This window comes from Cellulosilyticum ruminicola JCM 14822 (genome assembly GCF_001311925.1).
Taxonomy (GTDB): Bacteria; Bacillota; Clostridia; order Lachnospirales; family Cellulosilyticaceae; genus Cellulosilyticum; species Cellulosilyticum ruminicola.
Window position 1 is genome coordinate 15126 of sequence record NZ_BBCG01000037.1, and the last position, 20010, is coordinate 35135.

A 20010-nucleotide genomic window follows, 5' to 3' on the forward strand; every position below is an offset into this window, starting at 1 on the left:
GAGAGATAAGATGATTGAATTAAGCGTTGGAACAAAATTTGAAAGTCAATTAGTTGAAGAGTTAATAAGACAAAATGAACGCAGTGAAAGAGTCAAAGTTAAAGAGATATATGGAAGTATTGGGTTAAAAAAAGGTAATGGAATAATGTCTACAGCAAGACAAAGTTATAGACTTACAAATGATTTAAGAGATATAGAGAATGTAGCTAAACTTTGTGATGATAATGATATAAAAATAGCATATACAATGAATTCAATTGTTGTACCATCACTTCATACAGTTGCAGATAGTTTAAAGGAATTAAAGGATTATTTAAAAACATTAGAGAATATAGGTATTTATAGTGTTACTGTAGCAAATCCATTAGTAATGGAAGTTATTGCAGCACATACAAACTTAAAAATAAATGTATCAACAATATGTCATGTAGATAATATTCATCAAATGAGAACATACAAAGAGATGGGTGTAAGAAAAATAGTATTATCATATATGCACAATAGAAATATAAAATTATTAGAACAAGCTGTAAAAGAAGACATGCCAATCGAATTAATGACTAATGAAACTTGCTTAAAAAATTGTCCATATCGTATGTCATGTTATTCTATCGAATCATTAACAGAAAACGAAGAACCATATCAACCAGAAGGTGAAATTGTAGATATTAAAGGATATCCATATAGTAGATGTTTTAAAGAAACACAGAAAAACTGGCCACATGGATTCTTAAAAACTGCATGGATACGTCCAGAGGACTTGAAAAAATATGAAGAATTAGGAATCAGACATTTCAAAATTACTGGTAGAACACAAAGACCAGAAAAAATATTATCTGATGTAGCTGCATATATAGATGAAAAATACGATGGGAATTTATTAGATATTATGCCACTTATTGCTGGAAGTGATAGAAAAGAAGGCGGAGAATTTACTGATTTAGCAATTGATAATAGAAAATTAGATGGTTTCTTGGATTATTTCTTTAAGAAAAAGCCATATTGTGATGTTGACTGTGGCACAAATTGTAAATACTGTGAAAATTATTTGAGAGGATAGATAAAAGATGATTATTATTCTTAATGGCACTTGTGGAGTTGGAAAGACAACTGCAGCATGGTTACTTTTAGATAGTTTATATGGCAGTGTAATGATGGATGCTGATCATATCTGTGCTACAAATCCTTTTGTATTAAAGGATAGTCAGAGAGAAAAATATTTGAATGATACTATGATGGAATTAATAAAATTTCATCGTAAAAATGGATATAAGAACTTTATTATTTCAAATGTTTATGAGAATTCATCTGAATTAGAAACATTATTACAAAATCCTGAATTACAAGATGAAAAAGTTTTTGTATACCGTTTAACAGGGGAAGCAGAAGTAATACGTCAAAGAATCATTAAGAGAAATACATACGATGTAGAATGGGAATTAAAGAGATTTATTGAGCTACAAGCAACTTTAGATGCATATAACGAAACACAGGAAATTGGAAAAATAATTGATACAACTAATATGTCTATAGGTGAAATAGTGTACACAATAAAAAGAGATATTTTAAATAGTGAAGTAAGATAGGTAGATGAATTTTATTATACTAAGATAATTATTTAAAAGGAGTTACTTATGAATAAATACATAATTATTGATGCAGATCCTTTTTGTTTTGGACCTATATCTACAAGCTTAAATATTGTTAGAGAGCTGAAAAAAGAAAAAGCAGACTATCAAATAGTACTATTGGGCATAAATACAACAGTTCAATTAGCTGAAAGCACTGGGCTATTTGATAAAATAGTTGCTTGTGATACGACTAAAGAAGAGGAACTTATTAGAAATAGGGAGATCATAGAAGGGGCACAATTATATATTTCTAATACCAATGCAGCAAGTATTAACATTTTAAATAAACATTTTCCATCTGTAAAAAAAGTTTTTGTAGATACATTGTTCTGGATGTGGGATAAATTATATGCTGATTTTTCTTCATTAGAAAAATATTATATACAGAATTTTTATGGAATAGAAGAACAGTTACAGAAATTTAAGAACAACATATCTAGTTATGAAGTTGTTAATCCTATCGTAAATATAGAAGTTGAGAAATCACCTAATAAAGAAAATATTATATTAGTAAATTTAGGTGGAATTGAAAATGTATATACTGGAAAAACAGAATTTTATCATTTCTTTATTGAGAAATTAATAAATGTATTAAAACAGCATAAGATTAATGATACTTATAAGGTCTATATATGTGGCGGTGGAAAAACAATTAATGAATTAAGCGAGCAGTATCATGATGAAGGAAATAATTTTTATGTAGGCGTATTAGGTCAAAAAGAATACTTAGATAAATTAAGTAAGTGTAAATATTTCTTAAGTATGCCTGGATTAACAAGTTTTTATGAAAGTACATTTTATCGTGTAAATACATATTTCTTGTTACCACAAAACTACAGTCAATATCTTCAATTATGTATGTATCATGAGCATGATAAAAATATTAAAGGCATGGTATGGGATGATTTTGAAGGTTGTAATGAAATTAAGCCATTTATTAATGAAATTGATGGTATTGCTATTATAAAGAAATATATTAAGCAATTTATAAACGATGAATCAAATCAAAGAAAATTCTTTGATAATGTAATTGAATTTTTAAGTAGCCAAGAAGAAGAATATATAGAAAGTAGTTTAGCATTTAATCATTCAGGTGCAGTAGATATTGCAAAGGGAATAATAGATATTTTGAAAAAAGGTGATAATTAATGAGTTCCAAAGAAATAGAGAATAGAAAAGAATACTTTGAGAGTTTGTGGCCACCTAGAGATGAAAAGATTAATGAATATGTATTAGATGCAATCAATAGTGGTAAATGGTCTCGAATTAGTGAAGATGATTGGAGAAAATCTTATTGTGGAAGATTTGAAAAAATGTTTTCAGAATATGTTAGTGCAAAACATAGTTTATGTATAGAAAATGGGACAAGAGCACTTGAATTATGCTTACGTGCTTTAGATATAAAGGAGGGCGATGAAGTTATCGTTCCAGCGTGCTCATTTGTTGCAACATCAACAGCAGTATCATTTTGTGGAGCTACTCCGGTTATGGTAGATGTTAATGAGAAAGATATCAATATTAATTGTGATGAAATTGAAAAGGCAATTACTGATAAGACTAAAGGAATCATTATTGTTCACTTAGGCGGTTTACCATGTGAAATGGATAAAATATTAGAAATTACTAAGAAGTATAATTTATTCCTTATGGAAGACTGTTCTCATGCCCATGGTAGTGAGTGGCGGGGACAAAGAGTAGGAACTTTTGGTGACTTTGGTGTGTTTAGTTTACAACAAGGTAAATTGATTACATCTGGTGAGGGAGCAGTAGTTGTAACTAATAATGATACATTATATAACAAACTATTTTCAGTGCACCAATTTTATTCATCTATGCCAGTAGGATGTATTCAAAATTATATTCCGGTTATTTCAACAAATGGAAGAATGGCCAATTATCAAGGTGCAATGTTAGTAGCACAGATGGAAAAAATTGAAGAGAGAGATTCCATTAGACTAGAAAACTTAAAATATTTACTTGAAAAAATGAGTGAGATTAAAGGTATAGAACCAGTATTTGAAGATAACAAAGATGTGACACGTTACTTGGGATACTACATAAGCTTTAGATATGATAAAGCATGTTTTAAAGGAATGAGTAATACAGCTTTTACTATGTTTATGAGCAATCAAGGTTATCCTTTCTTTAAAGGTCATAATATGCCAATGTATGAAAGAGAACCTTATACAAGTCATCCACAGCTATATCGTAAATTGGAATGTCCAGTAGCTGAAGGATATGCAAAAAATAATATTATCAATATTAGACATGAAATCTTAATGGCTGATAGAAATGTAGTAAATGATATGATTACACTTATTAAAAGTCTTAATGAGTAAGTCCATGAATATTTGGAGGTAATACAATGGAGATGGAAAATGTTCAGTACTTAATTAATAGGTATTATGGATATGATTTAGAAAATATTCGAGTAATAAAAGCACTAGAAGGTGGATGGGATAATAGTAATTATCTTGTTGAGATAGACAATAAACAATATGTATTTAGAAAATATCTTCTTACACCTAAAACGTCAGTAAAACAAGAAATTGAATTAATTAAGTTATTAAATAAATTGGATTTTCCAACATTTCGTATAGTTAGAGATCAAAAGAATGAAGTAATCGTAGGTGAAAATGAAGACAGCTATATATTATATGAATATATTGAGTGTAGCGGAATAGTACAAGTAGGAGACATGGAGAAAATAGTTGAGTTAGCTAATAAATTACATGTGATTACTTATAACTTCAATATAAATGCTACTAGAAATCGCTATGAAGATATTGAAAATAAATTTATTCATTTTGTAAAAGAAAATAACCATGAAAATATTCCATATATGAATGTTTTACTTGATTTTATTAATAAATGGGTTGGAAATGAAAAGCAAATCATCTTAGCAAAATATGATTTATTAAGAAAATCATGGGTACATCATGATTTAAATCCTGAAAACTTATTAGTCTCAGCAGATGGCAAAATAAGTATGATTGACTTTGATGAATGTATGTATGCTAGCTTTTTAGTTGATATTATTTCTATTTTCCATTACTGGTGTTTAGCTGAAGATGGAACAAGTTTTGATAGTGCATTAGCTGAAAAGGTAATTCAGAAATATAATGTGTTAACACCATTAACAGCGGTTGAAAAAGAGCTATTACCTTATCTTATCGTACAATATCAATTAGAAGACACATTATTCTTCATTAAAAGAGAATTAGAAGAAGACCCTAATTCAATTAAAGATGTGATGCAATCTTATTCATTTAATGGGCTTCAATTATTATATGGCATGTTAAAAGAGGGAAAATTAAAATTTAATCTCTAAAGGAGAAGATAATATGCGCGTTGGAATTAGTGATAAATATTTAGATAAATATTATTTGCCTTTAGTTGATAACTTTGATTTTATAGAGTATCAAGTATACCAATTGGAAGCATTAAAAAAATTAGATGCATTACAAAAGAAATGTTATGTACATTTAGCAGATCCAACAGCAACAGATTTTTTGGAATTAGTAAATAGAGTTTCAATGATAGAAAATGTAGAACTCGTTAATATTCATGCTAGACCATTTGATGAGTATTTGATTTGTAAAGAATGTGGTTCACGTGTATATATATATGATCCTAGTAATTTAAAATGTCCTGAATGTGAAATAACATACACTTTAGAAGAAGTAGAGAAAATTATGAATGAAAATTCTTTTGATATAGTAGTTGAAAGGATTAAGTTAGCAAATGATATTTTAAAGAAGAATGGAAAAAGACTTTCAGTTGAAAATACATTTGAACCACCAGTACTAATGAAGAAAATTATGGATCAATTACCAGAAGATATTGGTTTTACATGTGATATAGGGCATGCTCAGCTTTTTTATACATCAGCATTAGATTATATAAGTATGTTAAGAAATCGTTTAATACATTTACACATACATGATAATTTTGGGGGGTATAGTGACTGGTATCATGACTTACATATTTCACCAGGTAGAGGTGGTATTAAGTGGGATGCTATGTTACATATGTTACAGTATATAGATTATCAGGGAACAGGAACATTTGAAAGTAAGGCAACAATGAAATGGGTAGAAGCTTTTAGAGCATTATAGGAGGAGAAAAATGAATTTAGATAGAGTAGAGATACATTTATATAGAAATTGCAATTTAAAATGTAAGATGTGCGATTTTAAAGAATATACTGATGAGATTCCTAGCATTGAAAAAATGGATAAGGTTATGTCACAGTTAAAAGAATTAAATGTAAAAATAGTTCATTTTACAGGGGGAGAAGTATTATTATATCCTAACGTGGAAGATTTATTCCGTTGTGTTGTTGAGAAGGGGATGAAAGTACATATAACTACAAATGCATTATTATTGAATAATGATATGAAGAGAAAAGCTGTAGCAAAATATGTAAGCAAGTTACAGATTTCTATAGATCACTATAAATGTGAAATGCACAATATGTTACGTGGGGTTGATAAAACATTAGAAAATGTGCTTGCAGGTATTAAGAAATTAAAAGAAGAAAGTCCAGACGTATTATTAACAATGAATACAGTTGTATCTAAGTATAATATTGATTTCATTGAAGAGATGTTAAATCTATGTAAAGAATATAAATTCTCAGTGTTTAATCCTATACCTATCAAGGGATGCGAAGAATTAACACCATCTAGTGAACAAATAGAAAAGTTATTATCAAATGAAGAAGTATTAAAAAATAAAGCTGCTGAAATGAATATTGAAATTACTGCTCCAAGTTTTCATATATTTAATGTAAAACAAGACAAACAAGCATATAATGGCATTTTATATAAAGAAGGATGTAAATTACTTCATAATCAAATGTTTATTAATATGACTACAGGAGAAGTATTACCTTGTCCAATGACAATGTATCGTAATAAAGCTAATGTACTACTTGGAAATATATTTGAAAATAATATAAGTGAAATATGGAATTCAGCACGAACACAAGAGGTACGTGATTTCTTTGCAAATACAGAAAATAAAGCGGGAAAAGCTTGTTATGATTTTTGTGATCCAGCATTTTGTTATAACCAATCTATGCTTAAAAAATAATTAAAAGGGTAAGGTGAATATACATGGATGAAATGAATACATTTGGTGAATTAGATTTAGAGTTTTATTTAAAGAGATTTGAAGAAGATGATATTAATTTAGTTGCGCTTTCTAATGAGCGTAACGTAGAAGAAGAAAAGAAAAATATTGAAAAATATTTATCAAGACTTGATAGTAAAAAAATTGAAGAATATAAAAAAATGAATGATACAATACCACCAATGAAAGGAAGCTGTCGTATTGTAGCATTAATTCCTTCAAGATTTGAGAGTAAAAGAATCGTTACTTGTTTAGATGCATTAACAAATCAAGATACTACAAAATACAAAAATCTTAATGAAGAAATGGAAATCATCATTTTAGATAACTACCATTATGATGAGTCTCCAGATGATACAAGAGAAGTTGTAAAACAGTATTGTGAAAAATTCAAAGAAGGTGAAAAACCACCAATTCATTATATTAGAAAACAATTTGAGAAAGAAGATAAAAGATATGGTTTATGCAGATCTAGAAAAACATTAACTGATTTTATGTTATATAGAGCCATGCAACGTAAAGTATATGATAAACCATTATATATTGCATCAGGAGATGCAGATTTAACATTTGTAGATGAAAATATATTTAAATATGTTGTTACTACATTAGATTCACATCCTGAAATCGATGCAATAAGAGGTATACAAGATAGAGAAACTAAAATCCTTGCACAAAACGCTTATCTATACTTAGAACGTAGAAGTTGGAATTTTGCAGAAATCATGTACAGTCATTTAAGATATAGACCAGAATTCTATAAATACTCAAACTTTACATGGAATAGAGTTGTAACAGGTGGTTGGCATACATATTTCACAGCTAATGTATATGCATTAATTAATGGTTATACAGACAACATAAGATTTTTAGAGGATATTGATATCGGAAACCGTATTAGTGTTTTAAGAGGAAATTTCAATGCTTCAAGTAAGCAATTTGAATATAAGACATTAAGCATTGCACCAACTAGTTTACGTGCAGATTCTTCACCATCTAGATTTGTTATGGCATTAGCTAATAAAGCTGACCCATATTCTCAAGCAGAAGATTATGATTCATTTTTCTCAACAGAAAGTGAAAAATTTGTTAGAGAATATCATATGAGTAAATCACTAGATGTTATTAATAAGTACAGAGATATAACAAATGAAAACCAATCAGATTTTAATGAAGTATTAAAACGAGTATTTTATAACTGCCAAGAAGTTATGGTAGAAAGAGAAGAAGCATTAAGAATCTTTAATCGAGTTATGTGGATATTAGGATTCGGTAGTGCTGATTATAATATCTCAAATAATGAATTAACAATTAAGAGTTATGATAACTTTATGAAGTACTTAAATATTTATAGAAAAAATATCGAGGGATAAGACATGTATAATTATATAAAAATGTACAAGAATTGTAGAAAAACAAAAGTATATTTTGAGTATAGACTGTTTGAGGATGATAGATTAAATGTAACAGAACCTAAAACGGAATGGGAAAGATATTGCCAAGAAAAATTATTCCGTAAAAGTGATATTAAGTACAGGGGAGCTAGTGGCGTAGAGGCAGCTGGAATCAGTATTTTTAATTCATTAGATCATAAAAAAGTATATATGGATATGAATTATGAAGAATGCAATGGAAAATACACTGTTTGTATGGAACTCGAACCTGGATTATATTTTTATGAATTTGTATTAAATCCACATAAGAATGAAGATGAACAAGTATGGATCATGGATAATAAGGCAGATACAAATTTAAAAATACCAAACTTAAGCTGTCCTGGATTTAGATATTCAGGTATTATGGTTTATCCAGATTTCAATGAATGTAATCAGGTATCAGAATGGTTAAAAAATAGCTTTGCTCAAATAACAAATATAGATGAAGAATTCTATGAAATTAACTTAGCAACAGTAGGGTATGTGGATGCAGAACTTTTAATAAAAGATGATAAGAGAGTAGCTTTTGAGTTAATTAGTGATAAGAATAATGTGAAATATTTTTATCTAAAAAGATATATGAAATCAAAGAATGAACAAGTTAGAATTATACTTAAAAATAATATGGGTGAAGAAACGGAAACAGTTATTAAAGGAAATAATCTTATAGAGAGTAAAGAAGAATGGACAAGATGTCCTGATTCCTCTGATGGATTTGAAACACCACAATGGAGTAAAGAAGCAATATGGTATAACTTAATGCCAGATCGTTTCCGTTATAAAGGTGAAGATACACGTAAGACTGAAAACTGGAAAAAGGATTGGTATACTCTTAGAGAAAATGAAAGAGAATATTATCCAGATATATATTATCGTGAATGTGGTGGAAATCTTGATGGTATTATAGAAAAATTAGACTACTTAGAAGGTTTAGGTGTTAATGCTATTTGTGTAACACCTGTATTCTGGGGAAGTGGATATCATAAATATCATACGGTAGATTTAAGACACATAGATCCAAATTTTGGACCAGATCCTGAATACGATATTAAATTATTAGAAAATGCAAATGAAACATTAGATCCGTCTACATGGGTGTTTACTAAGGCTGATATGAAATTTATAGAGTTAGTTGAAAAGATTCATGATAGAAATATGAAGATAATAGTAGATGGTGTATTTAGTCATACTGGAGAATATTTCTGGGCATTCAAGGATATTAAAAAGAATAGACAGGATTCTCAATACTATGATTGGTTTGCTATCAATGAGTGTTCAGAAGATAAGTTTGAATATATGGGATTCTTTGGTATGTCTGAGCTACCTAAATTAAAATTATATGGAGATCATCAAGCACCACTTTTTGATAAACATCTTTATGATATAACAAGAAGATGGATGGAGCCATTAGGAGATGGCAATACATATTTAGGTGTAGATGGATGGAGATTAGATGTAGCTAATGAGCTACCAGTTGAATTCTGGAGAAAGTGGAGAAAACATGTAAAGAGTATCAATAAGGATGCTTATATTTTAGGCGAAATGATGTTTACAAGTTATGAGCCATTCTTAGTAGATAGTTATGATGCTATTATTAACTATAGATTTGGTGAGTTATTATATGACTACTTTATTAAACCTAATGATACATTAAGCACTGGTCAATTTGTGCAGAAATTAAAAGAAAATGCTATTAAGTATAATTCTCATTCTAATTATAGTATGCAAAATATATTAGATAGTCATGATACAGATAGAATTTCATCAATGATTAAAAATAAAAAGAGGGGCTATTGTTACGATAATAAGGTTCAATATAGTTATCATCATTATGATGGTTCAGCTCCTTCACAAGAAGACTTTAAGATATTAAGACTTCTAATAGCATTCCAAATCGGATATGTTGGGGCACCAGCATTGTATTATGGAACAGAGTGTGGTATGTGGGGAGGAAATGACCCTCATTGTAGAAAACCAATGTTATGGGATGATATTGGAGAATATGAACCAGAGAGATTATGCTATCCAGCAGATCCTAATAACTCAAATATCGTAAATGATGTAGTCTTTGACCATCAATTAAGAGATGAAGTTTCATACTTATATCATTTGAGAAAAGATAATCAGATTTTAAGCACAGGGAAAATAGGATTTCTTGAATACTCAAATGAAGAAAATTGGTTATCATTGATTAGATATACAGATGATGATTATGGTTATATCTTTATTTTCAATAAGGATCATGTAAATCATAGAATAGAATTATCATTAGATAATATCAAGAATATAGTAGGAGAGATACAAGAAGTAGAGTCTGTAAAGAGACATAATACTGTAAATCTAATAGATAGAAAATTAGTATTAGAGTTAGATGGTATAAGTTATGAAATTTTAAAATTTAAAAAAGCTATTTAAAATTATGTATTAGAATAGGGGGAATACATATGGAAACATTAAAATTAGCAATTGTAGGATGTGGAGAAATTTTTATATCTCATTGGGATGGATATGTTGAACAATATGAAAAAGGATTCCGTGATTTTGAAATAACTGCATTTTGCGATTTAGATATTACAAGAGCTGAAGAATATGCTCAAAAGTATAAAGAAGTTTTTGGTAAAGAAGCAGCAGTTTTTAAAAGTGTAGATGAAATGTTAAATAGTACAGTAGAGTTTTCGGCAGTTAGTATTCAAATTCCACATAATGAACATCATATAGAATCTATGAAGTGTTTAAAGGCTAAGAAGCATGTTGTAATTGAGAAACCTTTAGCAATTACATTAAAGGCTGCAAGAATGATGATGGATTGTGCGAAAGAAAATGGAGTAACGCTAAAGATAATGGAAGACTACAGATATGCATTATCAGAAAGAGCAGCAGCATGGGCAGTTAGATCGGGATTAATTGGTCAACCACGTGTTTTAAATGTTATGGATATAGCTTTACGTCAATGGTCATGGGATTGGCGTGATGAAAAGTATATAGCAGGTGGAGGATGGACACTAGATGGAGGTATCCACTTTGTTGATTTATGGATGAATATTTTAGGTGGTGTTAAAAGAGTTACTGCAGTAAGTAGATGCTATGATAATATTCGCTATAAAAAGTTTATAAAGAAAAAAACTAAAGCAAATGAAAAAGCTATTAGTAAATATAGAAAAACTAGATCAATACAATTTGTAGAAAGAGAAAATCTAGAAGACCCAGTAGAATCAAATTTAGAGGACACAACAAGTGCAATTTTAGAATTTGAAAATGGAGTATTAGGAACATGGGTTGTTTCTCGTGCAGCAACAGGAAGATTGGATCGTACTTTCTGCTTATCAGGAAGTGAAGGCTCTCTTTTATGGAAAGATGGAATTTATGATTATAATAATGATTTAGTTATTAGTTGGGAAGAGCTTCAAGAAGAATTCTTACAAAATATTACAAAGGAAGAAGAAGAATTCTTATTCCCACATGGCCTTAGAAAGACTATGGCATTAGAACAAAGGGAATTTATAGACTTCTTATTTGGAAGAAGAGAGCTTGAAGTAACAGCTGAGGTTGGATATAGAGACTTAGCAGTAGCATATGCGGTTTATGAGTCAGCAGAATTAAAACAAAGTGTATTAGTAGAAGATGTAATGAATCTTAAAGTAGCAAATTATCAAGATGATATTAATAAAGTTCTAGAAATATAATTGTAATGCATTAAATAAAGCTTTATAAGAAAAAAGATATATTACATAGGCTAAAAGAAGACAGGGAGGATTGGTTAAGGGTGGAACCAATTATTGTTGTAAAGGATATAAGGAAAGAGTTTAAGGTTGCTAATAGACACGAAGGCTTATGTGGTAGTATACGAGATTTGTTCTTTAGAGAATATAAGGTTGTACAAGCTGTAAATGGTGTAAGTATGGAAATCCTACCTGGAGAGATAGTAGGGTATTTAGGGCCTAATGGGGCAGGTAAATCAACGACGATTAAGATGATGACAGGAATTTTAGAACCTACCTCAGGGAGCATCACAGTAAATGGAATTGTTCCATACAAAAATAGAGTTAAGAATGCTCAAAACATAGGTGTAGTGTTTGGACAACGTACACAGTTAAGATGGGCATTGCCAGCAATTGAGTCATTTAAATTATTAAAAGACATGTACCGCATTAGTGATAAAGAATATAAAGAAAATTTAGAGCTGCTCAATTGCATTCTTGGTAAGGAAGAGTTATTACAATGCACAGTACGCCAAATGTCATTAGGACAACGAATACTATGCGATATTATGGCATCCTTTTTACATAACCCAAGTATTGTATTTTTGGACGAACCTACTATTGGTCTTGATGTAGCTATGAAGGCTAGGATAAGGGAAATGATAAAGGTCTTAAATAAAGAAAAGAATACAACGGTTATATTAACAACTCATGATATGGGTGACGTTGATGCATTATGCCAAAGGGCTGTAATTATTGATAAAGGAAATGTACTATATGATGATAGTATAGAGAATTTGCGTAGATACTTTGGAGCATATAGAGCACTAAGATTAAATTTATTTAAAGACATAAGCAAAGTTACACAGGAACAATTAGAGAAAATAAAAAATGATTTAGAAGAAGAAATTGCTAAAAAGACATTTCAGAGGCCATCTATTACTGTAGAAAGTAAAGAAAAAGAAGTGTGTATATTAATTGATGAAGATAAAATATCTACTATGGAAATTATCAATTGTATTCAAGAGAAATATAGAATTTATGATTTGTCAATAAATGATATATCAACAGAGAATGTAATTAAAAAGATTTATGCAGGTGAGACAAATGAAGAAATACTTAGCATTGACTAAAGTAGGTATATTAGAAAAATTAAATTTCCGAGGTAGTATTTATATTAATTTGATTGGTAATTTAATTTATTTAATTGTTACGTATTATTTATGGAAAGCAGTATATATGTCAGTTGAAACAGGCACTGTAAACGGAATGAGTTTTTATGACACCATGATATATCTTGTACTTGCAGCAACTATTTCAATGATAATGGGATCTAGAGTAGTTTGGTGGATGGGAATGGATTATCAATCTGGGCAGGTTGGAATAGATTTATTAAAACCTATGAATTATCTGGTTTACTGGTTTTTTTTCGAGTCAGGTGAATATATTGTATCGATAATAACACTGTTTATACCGACTTTTTGTATAGTATATGTATTAACAAAAGGTATGATTGTATTAGGCGTAAATATAATCTTTTTTGTAATTAGTTTAATACTCAGTATATTAATTAATTATTTTATAGATTTCATAGTAGGTATTTTATGTTTCTATACCCAATCTATATGGGGAATTAATATTATGAAAGAAGTAGTTGTAGCATTGTTATCAGGAGCAAGAATTCCTTTAGTATTTTTCCCGGTAGTACTTAGAAACTTATGTAAGTATCTACCTTTTCAATATATTTATAATACACCATTAACTATTATACTAAGTCACAATTGTAAGCTAACGGAATACATGCATTTACTGTTAATACAGATTGTGTGGGTTATAATAACAGGAATATTAGCAGCACTTGTATGGAAAAATTCTAAGAAACTTATAACTGTTAATGGAGGGTAATACTAATGAAGAACGAAATTAGACATTATCTACATTTATACAAAATAATTTTTATACAAGATTTAAAGTGTAAAATGAGTTATCCTATAGATTTTATAATATCATGTATAGGGTTAATTATAACTAATATATCAGCATTCATCGTGTTTAAAATTTTATTTAATAATTTCAATGATATAGCTGGTTGGGGATATTATGAAATTATGTTTTTGTATAGTTTCTCATTATTATCTATAACTCCAGCACAATGTTTTTTAGATAATAATTGGAATCTAGGAGATAATGTTTTGACAGGAGATTTTATTAAATATTGTGTAAAACCTATAAACATATATTTCTATTACAACTCTGAAGTATTTGATGTAAAAGGTATAGGCCAATTTATGATTGGAGCAGGTGCATTAGCATATGCATGGCAACATTTACATATTCCTTTTACAGTAGTAAGTTTTGTATTACTTATTTTAAATTTACTAACGGCATCTTTATTTATGATGGGGTTAATAAATCTAGCTGCAGCAGTAAATTTTAAATCTGTACAAGGTGCAGAGTATATTATGTCACTGATATTTAAATTAGGTGATTATGCACGTTATCCAATATCAATTTTTTAATGGAATATTAAAATGGTTTTTTACTTTAATTATACCAATAGGTTTTATTGCCTATTATCCAAGCTTAATATTCTTAACACCAGAAAATATTCCAATATTATCATATTGTACAGCAATAATAGGAATTATATTCTTCTATATAAGCTATAAGATATGGATGAAAGGAGCCGTTGCATATGATGGAACAGGTTCTTAAAAAATATTAGTACATATTGGAAGGAGAGAAAAATGAGGGTAGTAGTTGTAGGAGCAGGATATGTAGGAATGGCAAATGCGGTTTTATTAGCACAGCATAATGAGGTCGTTATTTCTGATATAAGTGAAGAAAGAATTAATCTAATAAATGAAAAAAAGTCACCAATTAAAGATAAAGAGTTAGAGGAGTATCTAAAAAGAGATGACTTAAATCTAACAGGTGTAACAAGTCAAGAGGTAGATTATACAGATGCTAATTATATTATAATTGCAACACCTACTAATTATGATGAAGATAAACAGTATTTCGATACATCATCAATAGAAAGCGTAGTAGAAAATATTTTAGAATCCGGAAGTAAAGCTATAATTGTAATAAAATCAACGATTCCAGTAGGATATACAGAGAAATTAAGCAAAATGTTTAATTGTACTAATATTTTATTTTCACCAGAATTTTTAAGAGAAGGAAGAGCCTTATATGATAATTTATATCCATCAAGGATTATTGTGGGATGGAATAAAGAAAATAGTGATATGGAAGAGAAGGCATATGAGTTTGCAAAATTAATAGAACAAGCAACATTAAAAGAAGAAACAAAAATTATTATAATGAATACAGAAGAAGCAGAAGGTGTAAAATTATTTGCCAATACATATTTAGCATTAAGAATTAGTTTTTTCAATGAATTAGATACATATGCGGAAATGAGAGGATTATGTTCAGAGAAAATGATAGAAGGGGTTTGCGATGATCCTAGAATTGGACAATATTATAATAATCCTTCATTTGGATATGGAGGATATTGCTTACCAAAGGATACAAAGCAATTAGCTATACAGTTTTCAGATATTCCTAGCAAAATTATTAAATCTATTAGTGAGTCTAATGGACTTAGAAAAGGTTATATAGTAGACCAGATATTTAAAATGAATCCTAAGATTATAGGAATATATAGATTAAGTATGAAAAAATCCTCAGATAACTATAGACAAAGCAGTATGATAGATATTGTAGAACAATTAAATGATAGAGGCAAAGAAGTTATTATATATGAACCTATGTTAAATACAGATGAATTTATGGGAAATAAAGTTTATAAGGATTTAGCAGAGTTTAAGAAAGAGAGTACTATTATTGTTGCAAATAGATGTGAGGAAGAAATATTAGATAGTATAGAAAAAGTATATACGAGAGATTTATACACAAGGGACTAGAAAAGTAAAGGAGGAGATGAAGTGGTAAGTATAGTAATGCCTGCTTTTAATAGTGAGAAAACTATTGCTGAATCTATTAATTCCGTAATAAAACAGACATACAAAGAGTGGGAATTAATAGTAGTAGATGATGGCTCAATAGATACCACTGTCTCTATTGTAACTAAGTATCAAGAAACTAATAAAAATATAAGATGTATTAGTAACTCAAATAAAAAGGGAGTTTCAGGCGCTAGAAACACTGGGATTATGGCAGCAAAAGGAACATATATTGCTTTTTTAGATTCAGATGATATATGGTTAGAACATCATTTACAAGAGTGTATAGAGACATTAGAAAGATTTAATTATCAAATTTGTAGTACTTTATGGCTTGAAAATGTATATGGGAATATTACAAAAATAGGTGAAAGTGGTTGGTTTGATTATATTTTTAATGATATGCAAAATAAGCTTGGCATTAATAGAAATGAGAAGTATTGGAAGTTTGATAAACGTTTATTTCAATATATTGTTGAAAGTGAATTTTACTGTTTTCACATTAACACAGTTGTAGTTAAAAAGAGCTTGATAAAAAAAGTTGGTGGATTTAATGAGAAAATGCAGGCAAGTGAAGATTTAGATGTTATGTATAAAATGTTGCAATATGAGAATTTAGTTACAATAAATGATTATCATTTTATATATAATTATGGACAAAATAATATCTATGCATTTTGTAATAGAGGAGAAAGCTTAGAAAAGGAATTAAATGATCGTAGAATGTTAGAAAAGCTTGCCTTAAATGTAAAGGGGAAAATACAGTTAAATACTAGAATGAAAGCTTTAGTGAAAAAATCGGATGTAATTAACAATAAAGAAGAGTTGATTAATTTGTTAAACAAGAAAATATATGAGCGTTCGATGACATATGTGTGGTTAAATAAGAAATATCATATATGGACAAGTATATGGATGTTTATAAAAACTATGAGATTTTTAAAATTCAAGAGTAGAGAGGAACGATATTTTCATTCCGATTATAGAAAAAAACATTTGCATCTAGACTAAGAAAAGTAACAGATTTTATTTGAAGTAATCGCAATATAAGCTGAAAGAAAGGAAAGTATAGATATATTAGAGATATAAATATACGCAGATATTGAAGATGAAGAAAAAATTGATATTAGTGACGGGTGGAGCTGGTTTTTTAGGAAGTAATTTATGTAAAGTATTAGTTGAACAAGGAAATTATGTAGTTTGTATTGATAATTTATATACAGGAAGAAAAGAAAATATAGTAGATTTAATGGAGAAAGAAAATTTCATCTTCATTAATCATGATATTATTCAACCAATTAATCTAGATACTGTTTTTTCATTTAAATCAGGGGATATTAGCATTACAGAAGTAGAACAGATATATAATTTAGCTTGTCCTGCAAGTCCTATACATTATCAAAAAGATCCTATACAAACATTAAAAACAAGTGTATGGGGAATCATGAATATGTTAGCAATTGCTAAAAAAACGAATGCAACGATATTACAAGCAAGTACAAGTGAAGTATATGGTGATGCACAAATAACACCACAAAACGAAACTTATCATGGAAATGTTAATACAATAGGAATTAGAGCTTGCTACGATGAGGGTAAACGTGTGGCAGAGACATTACTCTTTGATTATCATAGAATGTATAATGTTAATATTAAGGTAATGAGGATTTTTAATACGTATGGGCCTAATATGGATCCTTTAGATGGAAGAGTAGTATCTAATTTTATTGTACAAGCATTAAGAAATGATGATATTACAGTTTATGGGGATGGCGAACAAACTAGGAGTTTCTGTTATGTAACTGATTTAATTGAAGGAATGATGAGGTTAATGAATAGTAATGATACTATACATGGGCCAGTTAATATAGGAAATCCAGGAGAATTTACAGTTAAACAACTAGCAGATTTAGTAATTGAATTAACTGGTTCAAAATCTAAAATTATATACATGCCACTACCACAAGATGATCCATGTAGAAGAAGACCAGATATTACGTTAGCAAAAGAGAAACTTAATTGGGAACCTAAAATACAATTAAAAGAAGGCATAGAAAAAACAATGCAATATTTTAAAGAAATTATATAGGTAAATGTAAGCGTCAATTCAAATACGCCTACAAAAAATACGCCACAGCTAGTATACTTTAACTAGCTTTGTGGCGTATCTGGGTTTTTGCATTTTTCAGGAATACTTACTGACCATGGCAAAATTTCTGAAATCTGCGGAGTCTCGTTTAATTGAATCTGTTCAAACACATATTCCAAGTAGTACATTGGCTTAAGGTTATTGGCTATTGCTGTTTGAATGATACTATAAATAATAGAAGAAGATCTAGCTCCATTTGGTGTGTTAGAAAACAACCAATTCTTACGACCAATCACAAACATTTTGATTGACTGTTCAGCTAGATTATTGCTAAGCTGAATTCGTCCATCTTTTAGGAAGTTGCTCAGATATTCTTTTTGATTAAGGGCATACGTAATAGCCTTGCCCAATAAACTTTGTGGCAAAGTTTTTGAATTAATCTCATTTATCCAAGCATAGAACTCGTCTAACTTCTTTTTTGACTTTTTTTGTCGAAGTTCAAACTTTCTTCAACTGTATAATTTAACTGATCAGCTTCACTTTCTATTGCAAAAAGCTCCTGGATATAAGCTTCGCCTTTTCGAGCGTCTTCATTATTCTGACCTGCCTGCCATGCCTCGTGAAATTTTCATTTAGCATGAACTAAGCAGCCACATAATGTAACGTTTTCAAGCTTTTTATAGCCACTATATCCATCACAGTGAAGATAGGTTCCTTTCCAGTCTTTTAAGAATGTTTTCACATATTCACCAATTCGACCTACTTGATAATCATAAATGATTACAGGTCTTTCAGCGTGCTTAGTGGTCCTATAAAGCCATTCGTACGATTTAGAAGTCGCCTTTCTTCCTAGCTCATTAAGTACTTCAACAGTGGTTTCATCTGCATGAAGTAATTCATTCGTAAAAAGTTCTTGTTGGAGCTCTTCAAAAAGTGGCTTTAATAATGTGGCACCTTTTAAAGTCCAATTTGAAAGGTCTTGTCTGGTGAGGTGAATAGCATAGCGTTTAAATTCCTGTTCCTGCCTGTATAATGGCATGGCATTTGTATATTTTTGATTTGTATATTTTTGATTGATAATGTAAGCCATTAAACTAGGTGAAACCACACTTTTAGGAATAAGTGCTTTAGGACTTTCAGCAGCTTTTATAAAACTACCTGTCCCTTCTTTATCACACTTTCTACAGCTATATACGTAAGTCACATGTTCAATGACTTTTACTTCTGCAGGGATGATTACTAGCTCTTTTCTGATTTCTTTTTTCATCTCTGTTAAAGGTGCGCCACAAGTAGCACATACTTTTTCTTCTTCTGAAAGTTTGTATTCAATTGTTTCTACAGGAAGTGTATCGAATTTAGCACCTCTTTTAGATTTTTTTCTCTTATGTTCAGGGATTACCATATCTTGGTCTGGCTCAACTGTGATTGGCTGTTTTAAAACTTCTGCTCATTAAATAAATCTGAAAAAGCGTCAGCAATAGCAATCTGGTTTGAATCAGCTTTTTCAGATGACACACCAAATTTCTTTTGTTGACGCAATTTAAGTTGTTCTATGTACCACGCATTTAATTTTTCTAATGACGCAAGTTTTTCCTTCTTTTGAGCGATTTCTTTTTCTTGTAAGGCAATCTTTTCTTCTTGTTCTTTTAATTTGGATTTTAAAGCTTCAATTTCCTTTTGTTGTTGTTGTAATAAGTTCACTTTAAAACCCTCCGTTTGTTAGTAATTTCTGAATTTATTATACTATGAATAACAGAGGATTTCTATCTAAAAAAGTCTTAAATTAAGGTTTTTTTCATACTTCTTGTCGCTTAATCTTTTGTTTAATACCAGGTGCTTTAATCAGATTTTCAAAGTCATCTAAAGTGAGATTCATGGTCATTTCATCTTCTAAAGATTCAGGCCAACTAATGCTTCCTTTTTCCAAACGTTTAAAGTGGATCCAAAAACCATTATCTTCCCACATGTTAATGGTAAAATAAAATGGAGAGATTTCGGCAAACAAAAATGGTGAAGATTATACATTTTATTACAATTATCTGTTACTCT

General features: G+C 29.4%; 21 protein-coding genes and 1 pseudogene. 17 read left to right on the forward strand and 5 right to left on the reverse strand.

The features are described from left to right. The first annotated feature begins 10 nt into the window (after positions 1 to 10). The 17 genes from JCM14822_RS12090 (at position 11) to JCM14822_RS12165 (ending at position 17961) form a co-directional block, all read left to right on the forward strand. Positions 11 to 1060: a U32 family peptidase gene (locus JCM14822_RS12090; protein ID WP_054742642.1), complete on the forward strand. Its 1050-nt coding sequence runs from the start codon at positions 11 to 13 to the stop codon at positions 1058 to 1060. Between the two features lie 7 nt (positions 1061 to 1067). Continuing rightward, the gene (locus tag JCM14822_RS12095; protein ID WP_054742643.1) at positions 1068 to 1586 is read left to right on the forward strand and encodes an adenylate kinase family protein; all 519 of its coding nucleotides are present in this window, start codon (positions 1068 to 1070) and stop codon (positions 1584 to 1586) included. 48 nt (positions 1587 to 1634) lie between these two features. Continuing rightward, entirely contained in the window at positions 1635 to 2780 is a 1146-nt protein-coding gene (locus JCM14822_RS12100; RefSeq protein WP_054742644.1) for a hypothetical protein, read from the forward strand. Next, positions 2780 to 3970 carry a DegT/DnrJ/EryC1/StrS aminotransferase family protein gene (locus JCM14822_RS12105; RefSeq protein ID WP_054742645.1) on the forward strand — a complete coding sequence of 397 codons (1191 nt, stop codon included), beginning with the start codon at positions 2780 to 2782 and terminating at the stop codon, positions 3968 to 3970. Before JCM14822_RS12100 ends, JCM14822_RS12105 begins: the two co-directional genes overlap by 1 nt. Positions 3971 to 3996: 26 nt before the next feature. Continuing rightward, entirely contained in the window at positions 3997 to 4962 is a 966-nt protein-coding gene (locus JCM14822_RS12110) for a phosphotransferase (RefSeq protein WP_054742646.1), read from the forward strand. Positions 4963 to 4975: 13 nt separating this feature from the next. Further along, entirely contained in the window at positions 4976 to 5749 is a 774-nt protein-coding gene (locus JCM14822_RS12115) for a sugar phosphate isomerase/epimerase family protein (RefSeq protein ID WP_054742647.1), read from the forward strand. Positions 5750 to 5759: 10 nt separating this feature from the next. Then, on the forward strand, positions 5760 to 6728 hold the full coding sequence (locus JCM14822_RS12120) for a radical SAM protein (RefSeq protein ID WP_054742648.1): 969 nt from the start codon (positions 5760 to 5762) through the stop codon (positions 6726 to 6728). 23 nt (positions 6729 to 6751) lie between these two features. Beyond that, a complete protein-coding gene (locus JCM14822_RS12125) occupies positions 6752 to 8140 on the forward strand; it encodes a glycosyltransferase (RefSeq protein WP_054742649.1) in 1389 nt (462 codons plus the stop codon). Positions 8141 to 8143: 3 nt separating this feature from the next. After that, positions 8144 to 10618, forward strand: coding sequence for an alpha-amylase family glycosyl hydrolase (locus tag JCM14822_RS12130; RefSeq protein WP_054742650.1), 2475 nt, complete (start codon positions 8144 to 8146; stop codon positions 10616 to 10618). A gap of 29 nt (positions 10619 to 10647) precedes the next feature. Further along, positions 10648 to 11886, forward strand: a complete 1239-nt coding sequence (locus JCM14822_RS12135; RefSeq protein ID WP_054742651.1) for a Gfo/Idh/MocA family protein — start codon at positions 10648 to 10650, stop codon at positions 11884 to 11886. Positions 11887 to 11966: 80 nt separating this feature from the next. Continuing rightward, the gene (locus tag JCM14822_RS12140; RefSeq protein ID WP_054742652.1) at positions 11967 to 13034 is read left to right on the forward strand and encodes an ABC transporter ATP-binding protein; all 1068 of its coding nucleotides are present in this window, start codon (positions 11967 to 11969) and stop codon (positions 13032 to 13034) included. Continuing rightward, positions 13009 to 13806, forward strand: a complete 798-nt coding sequence (locus tag JCM14822_RS12145; RefSeq protein ID WP_242861500.1) for an ABC transporter permease — start codon at positions 13009 to 13011, stop codon at positions 13804 to 13806. Before JCM14822_RS12140 ends, JCM14822_RS12145 begins: the two co-directional genes overlap by 26 nt. 5 nt (positions 13807 to 13811) lie before the next feature. Beyond that, a complete protein-coding gene (locus tag JCM14822_RS12150; RefSeq protein WP_278287216.1) occupies positions 13812 to 14420 on the forward strand; it encodes an ABC transporter permease in 609 nt (202 codons plus the stop codon). Further along, complete coding sequence (locus JCM14822_RS25050; RefSeq protein ID WP_278287217.1) at positions 14392 to 14616, forward strand: ABC-2 family transporter protein; 225 nt, start codon at positions 14392 to 14394, stop codon at positions 14614 to 14616. The genes JCM14822_RS12150 and JCM14822_RS25050 overlap by 29 nt, the downstream gene beginning before the upstream one ends. 32 nt (positions 14617 to 14648) lie before the next feature. Further along, entirely contained in the window at positions 14649 to 15833 is a 1185-nt protein-coding gene (locus tag JCM14822_RS12155; protein ID WP_054742654.1) for a nucleotide sugar dehydrogenase, read from the forward strand. Positions 15834 to 15854: 21 nt separating this feature from the next. Next, a complete protein-coding gene (locus JCM14822_RS12160) occupies positions 15855 to 16883 on the forward strand; it encodes a glycosyltransferase family 2 protein (RefSeq protein WP_054742655.1) in 1029 nt (342 codons plus the stop codon). A gap of 97 nt (positions 16884 to 16980) precedes the next feature. Continuing rightward, positions 16981 to 17961, forward strand: a complete 981-nt coding sequence (locus tag JCM14822_RS12165) for a UDP-glucuronic acid decarboxylase family protein (RefSeq protein WP_054742656.1) — start codon at positions 16981 to 16983, stop codon at positions 17959 to 17961. Positions 17962 to 18023: 62 nt separating this feature from the next. On the opposite strand, the gene JCM14822_RS22620 is transcribed toward JCM14822_RS12165, so the two are convergent. The 5 genes and pseudogenes from JCM14822_RS22620 to tnpB all read right to left on the reverse strand — a co-directional run bounded on the left by JCM14822_RS22620 (position 18024) and on the right by tnpB (position 19927). Beyond that, complete coding sequence (locus JCM14822_RS22620) at positions 18024 to 18236, reverse strand: transposase domain-containing protein (protein ID WP_278287219.1); 213 nt, start codon at positions 18234 to 18236, stop codon at positions 18024 to 18026. Continuing rightward, positions 18219 to 18455, reverse strand: a pseudogene (locus tag JCM14822_RS22625) (IS66 family transposase); the annotation flags it as partial. The gene JCM14822_RS22620 and the pseudogene JCM14822_RS22625, both read right to left, overlap by 18 nt. A 134-nt stretch (positions 18456 to 18589) precedes the next feature. Then, positions 18590 to 19363, reverse strand: a complete 774-nt coding sequence (gene tnpC, locus JCM14822_RS12175) for an IS66 family transposase (protein WP_054742658.1) — start codon at positions 19361 to 19363, stop codon at positions 18590 to 18592. A gap of 32 nt (positions 19364 to 19395) precedes the next feature. Next, a complete protein-coding gene (locus JCM14822_RS12180) occupies positions 19396 to 19662 on the reverse strand; it encodes a hypothetical protein (protein WP_054742659.1) in 267 nt (88 codons plus the stop codon). Positions 19663 to 19756: 94 nt separating this feature from the next. Beyond that, positions 19757 to 19927: an IS66 family insertion sequence element accessory protein TnpB gene (tnpB, locus tag JCM14822_RS21955; protein WP_278287218.1), complete on the reverse strand. Its 171-nt coding sequence runs from the start codon at positions 19925 to 19927 to the stop codon at positions 19757 to 19759. Between the last annotated feature and the right edge of the window lie 83 nt (positions 19928 to 20010).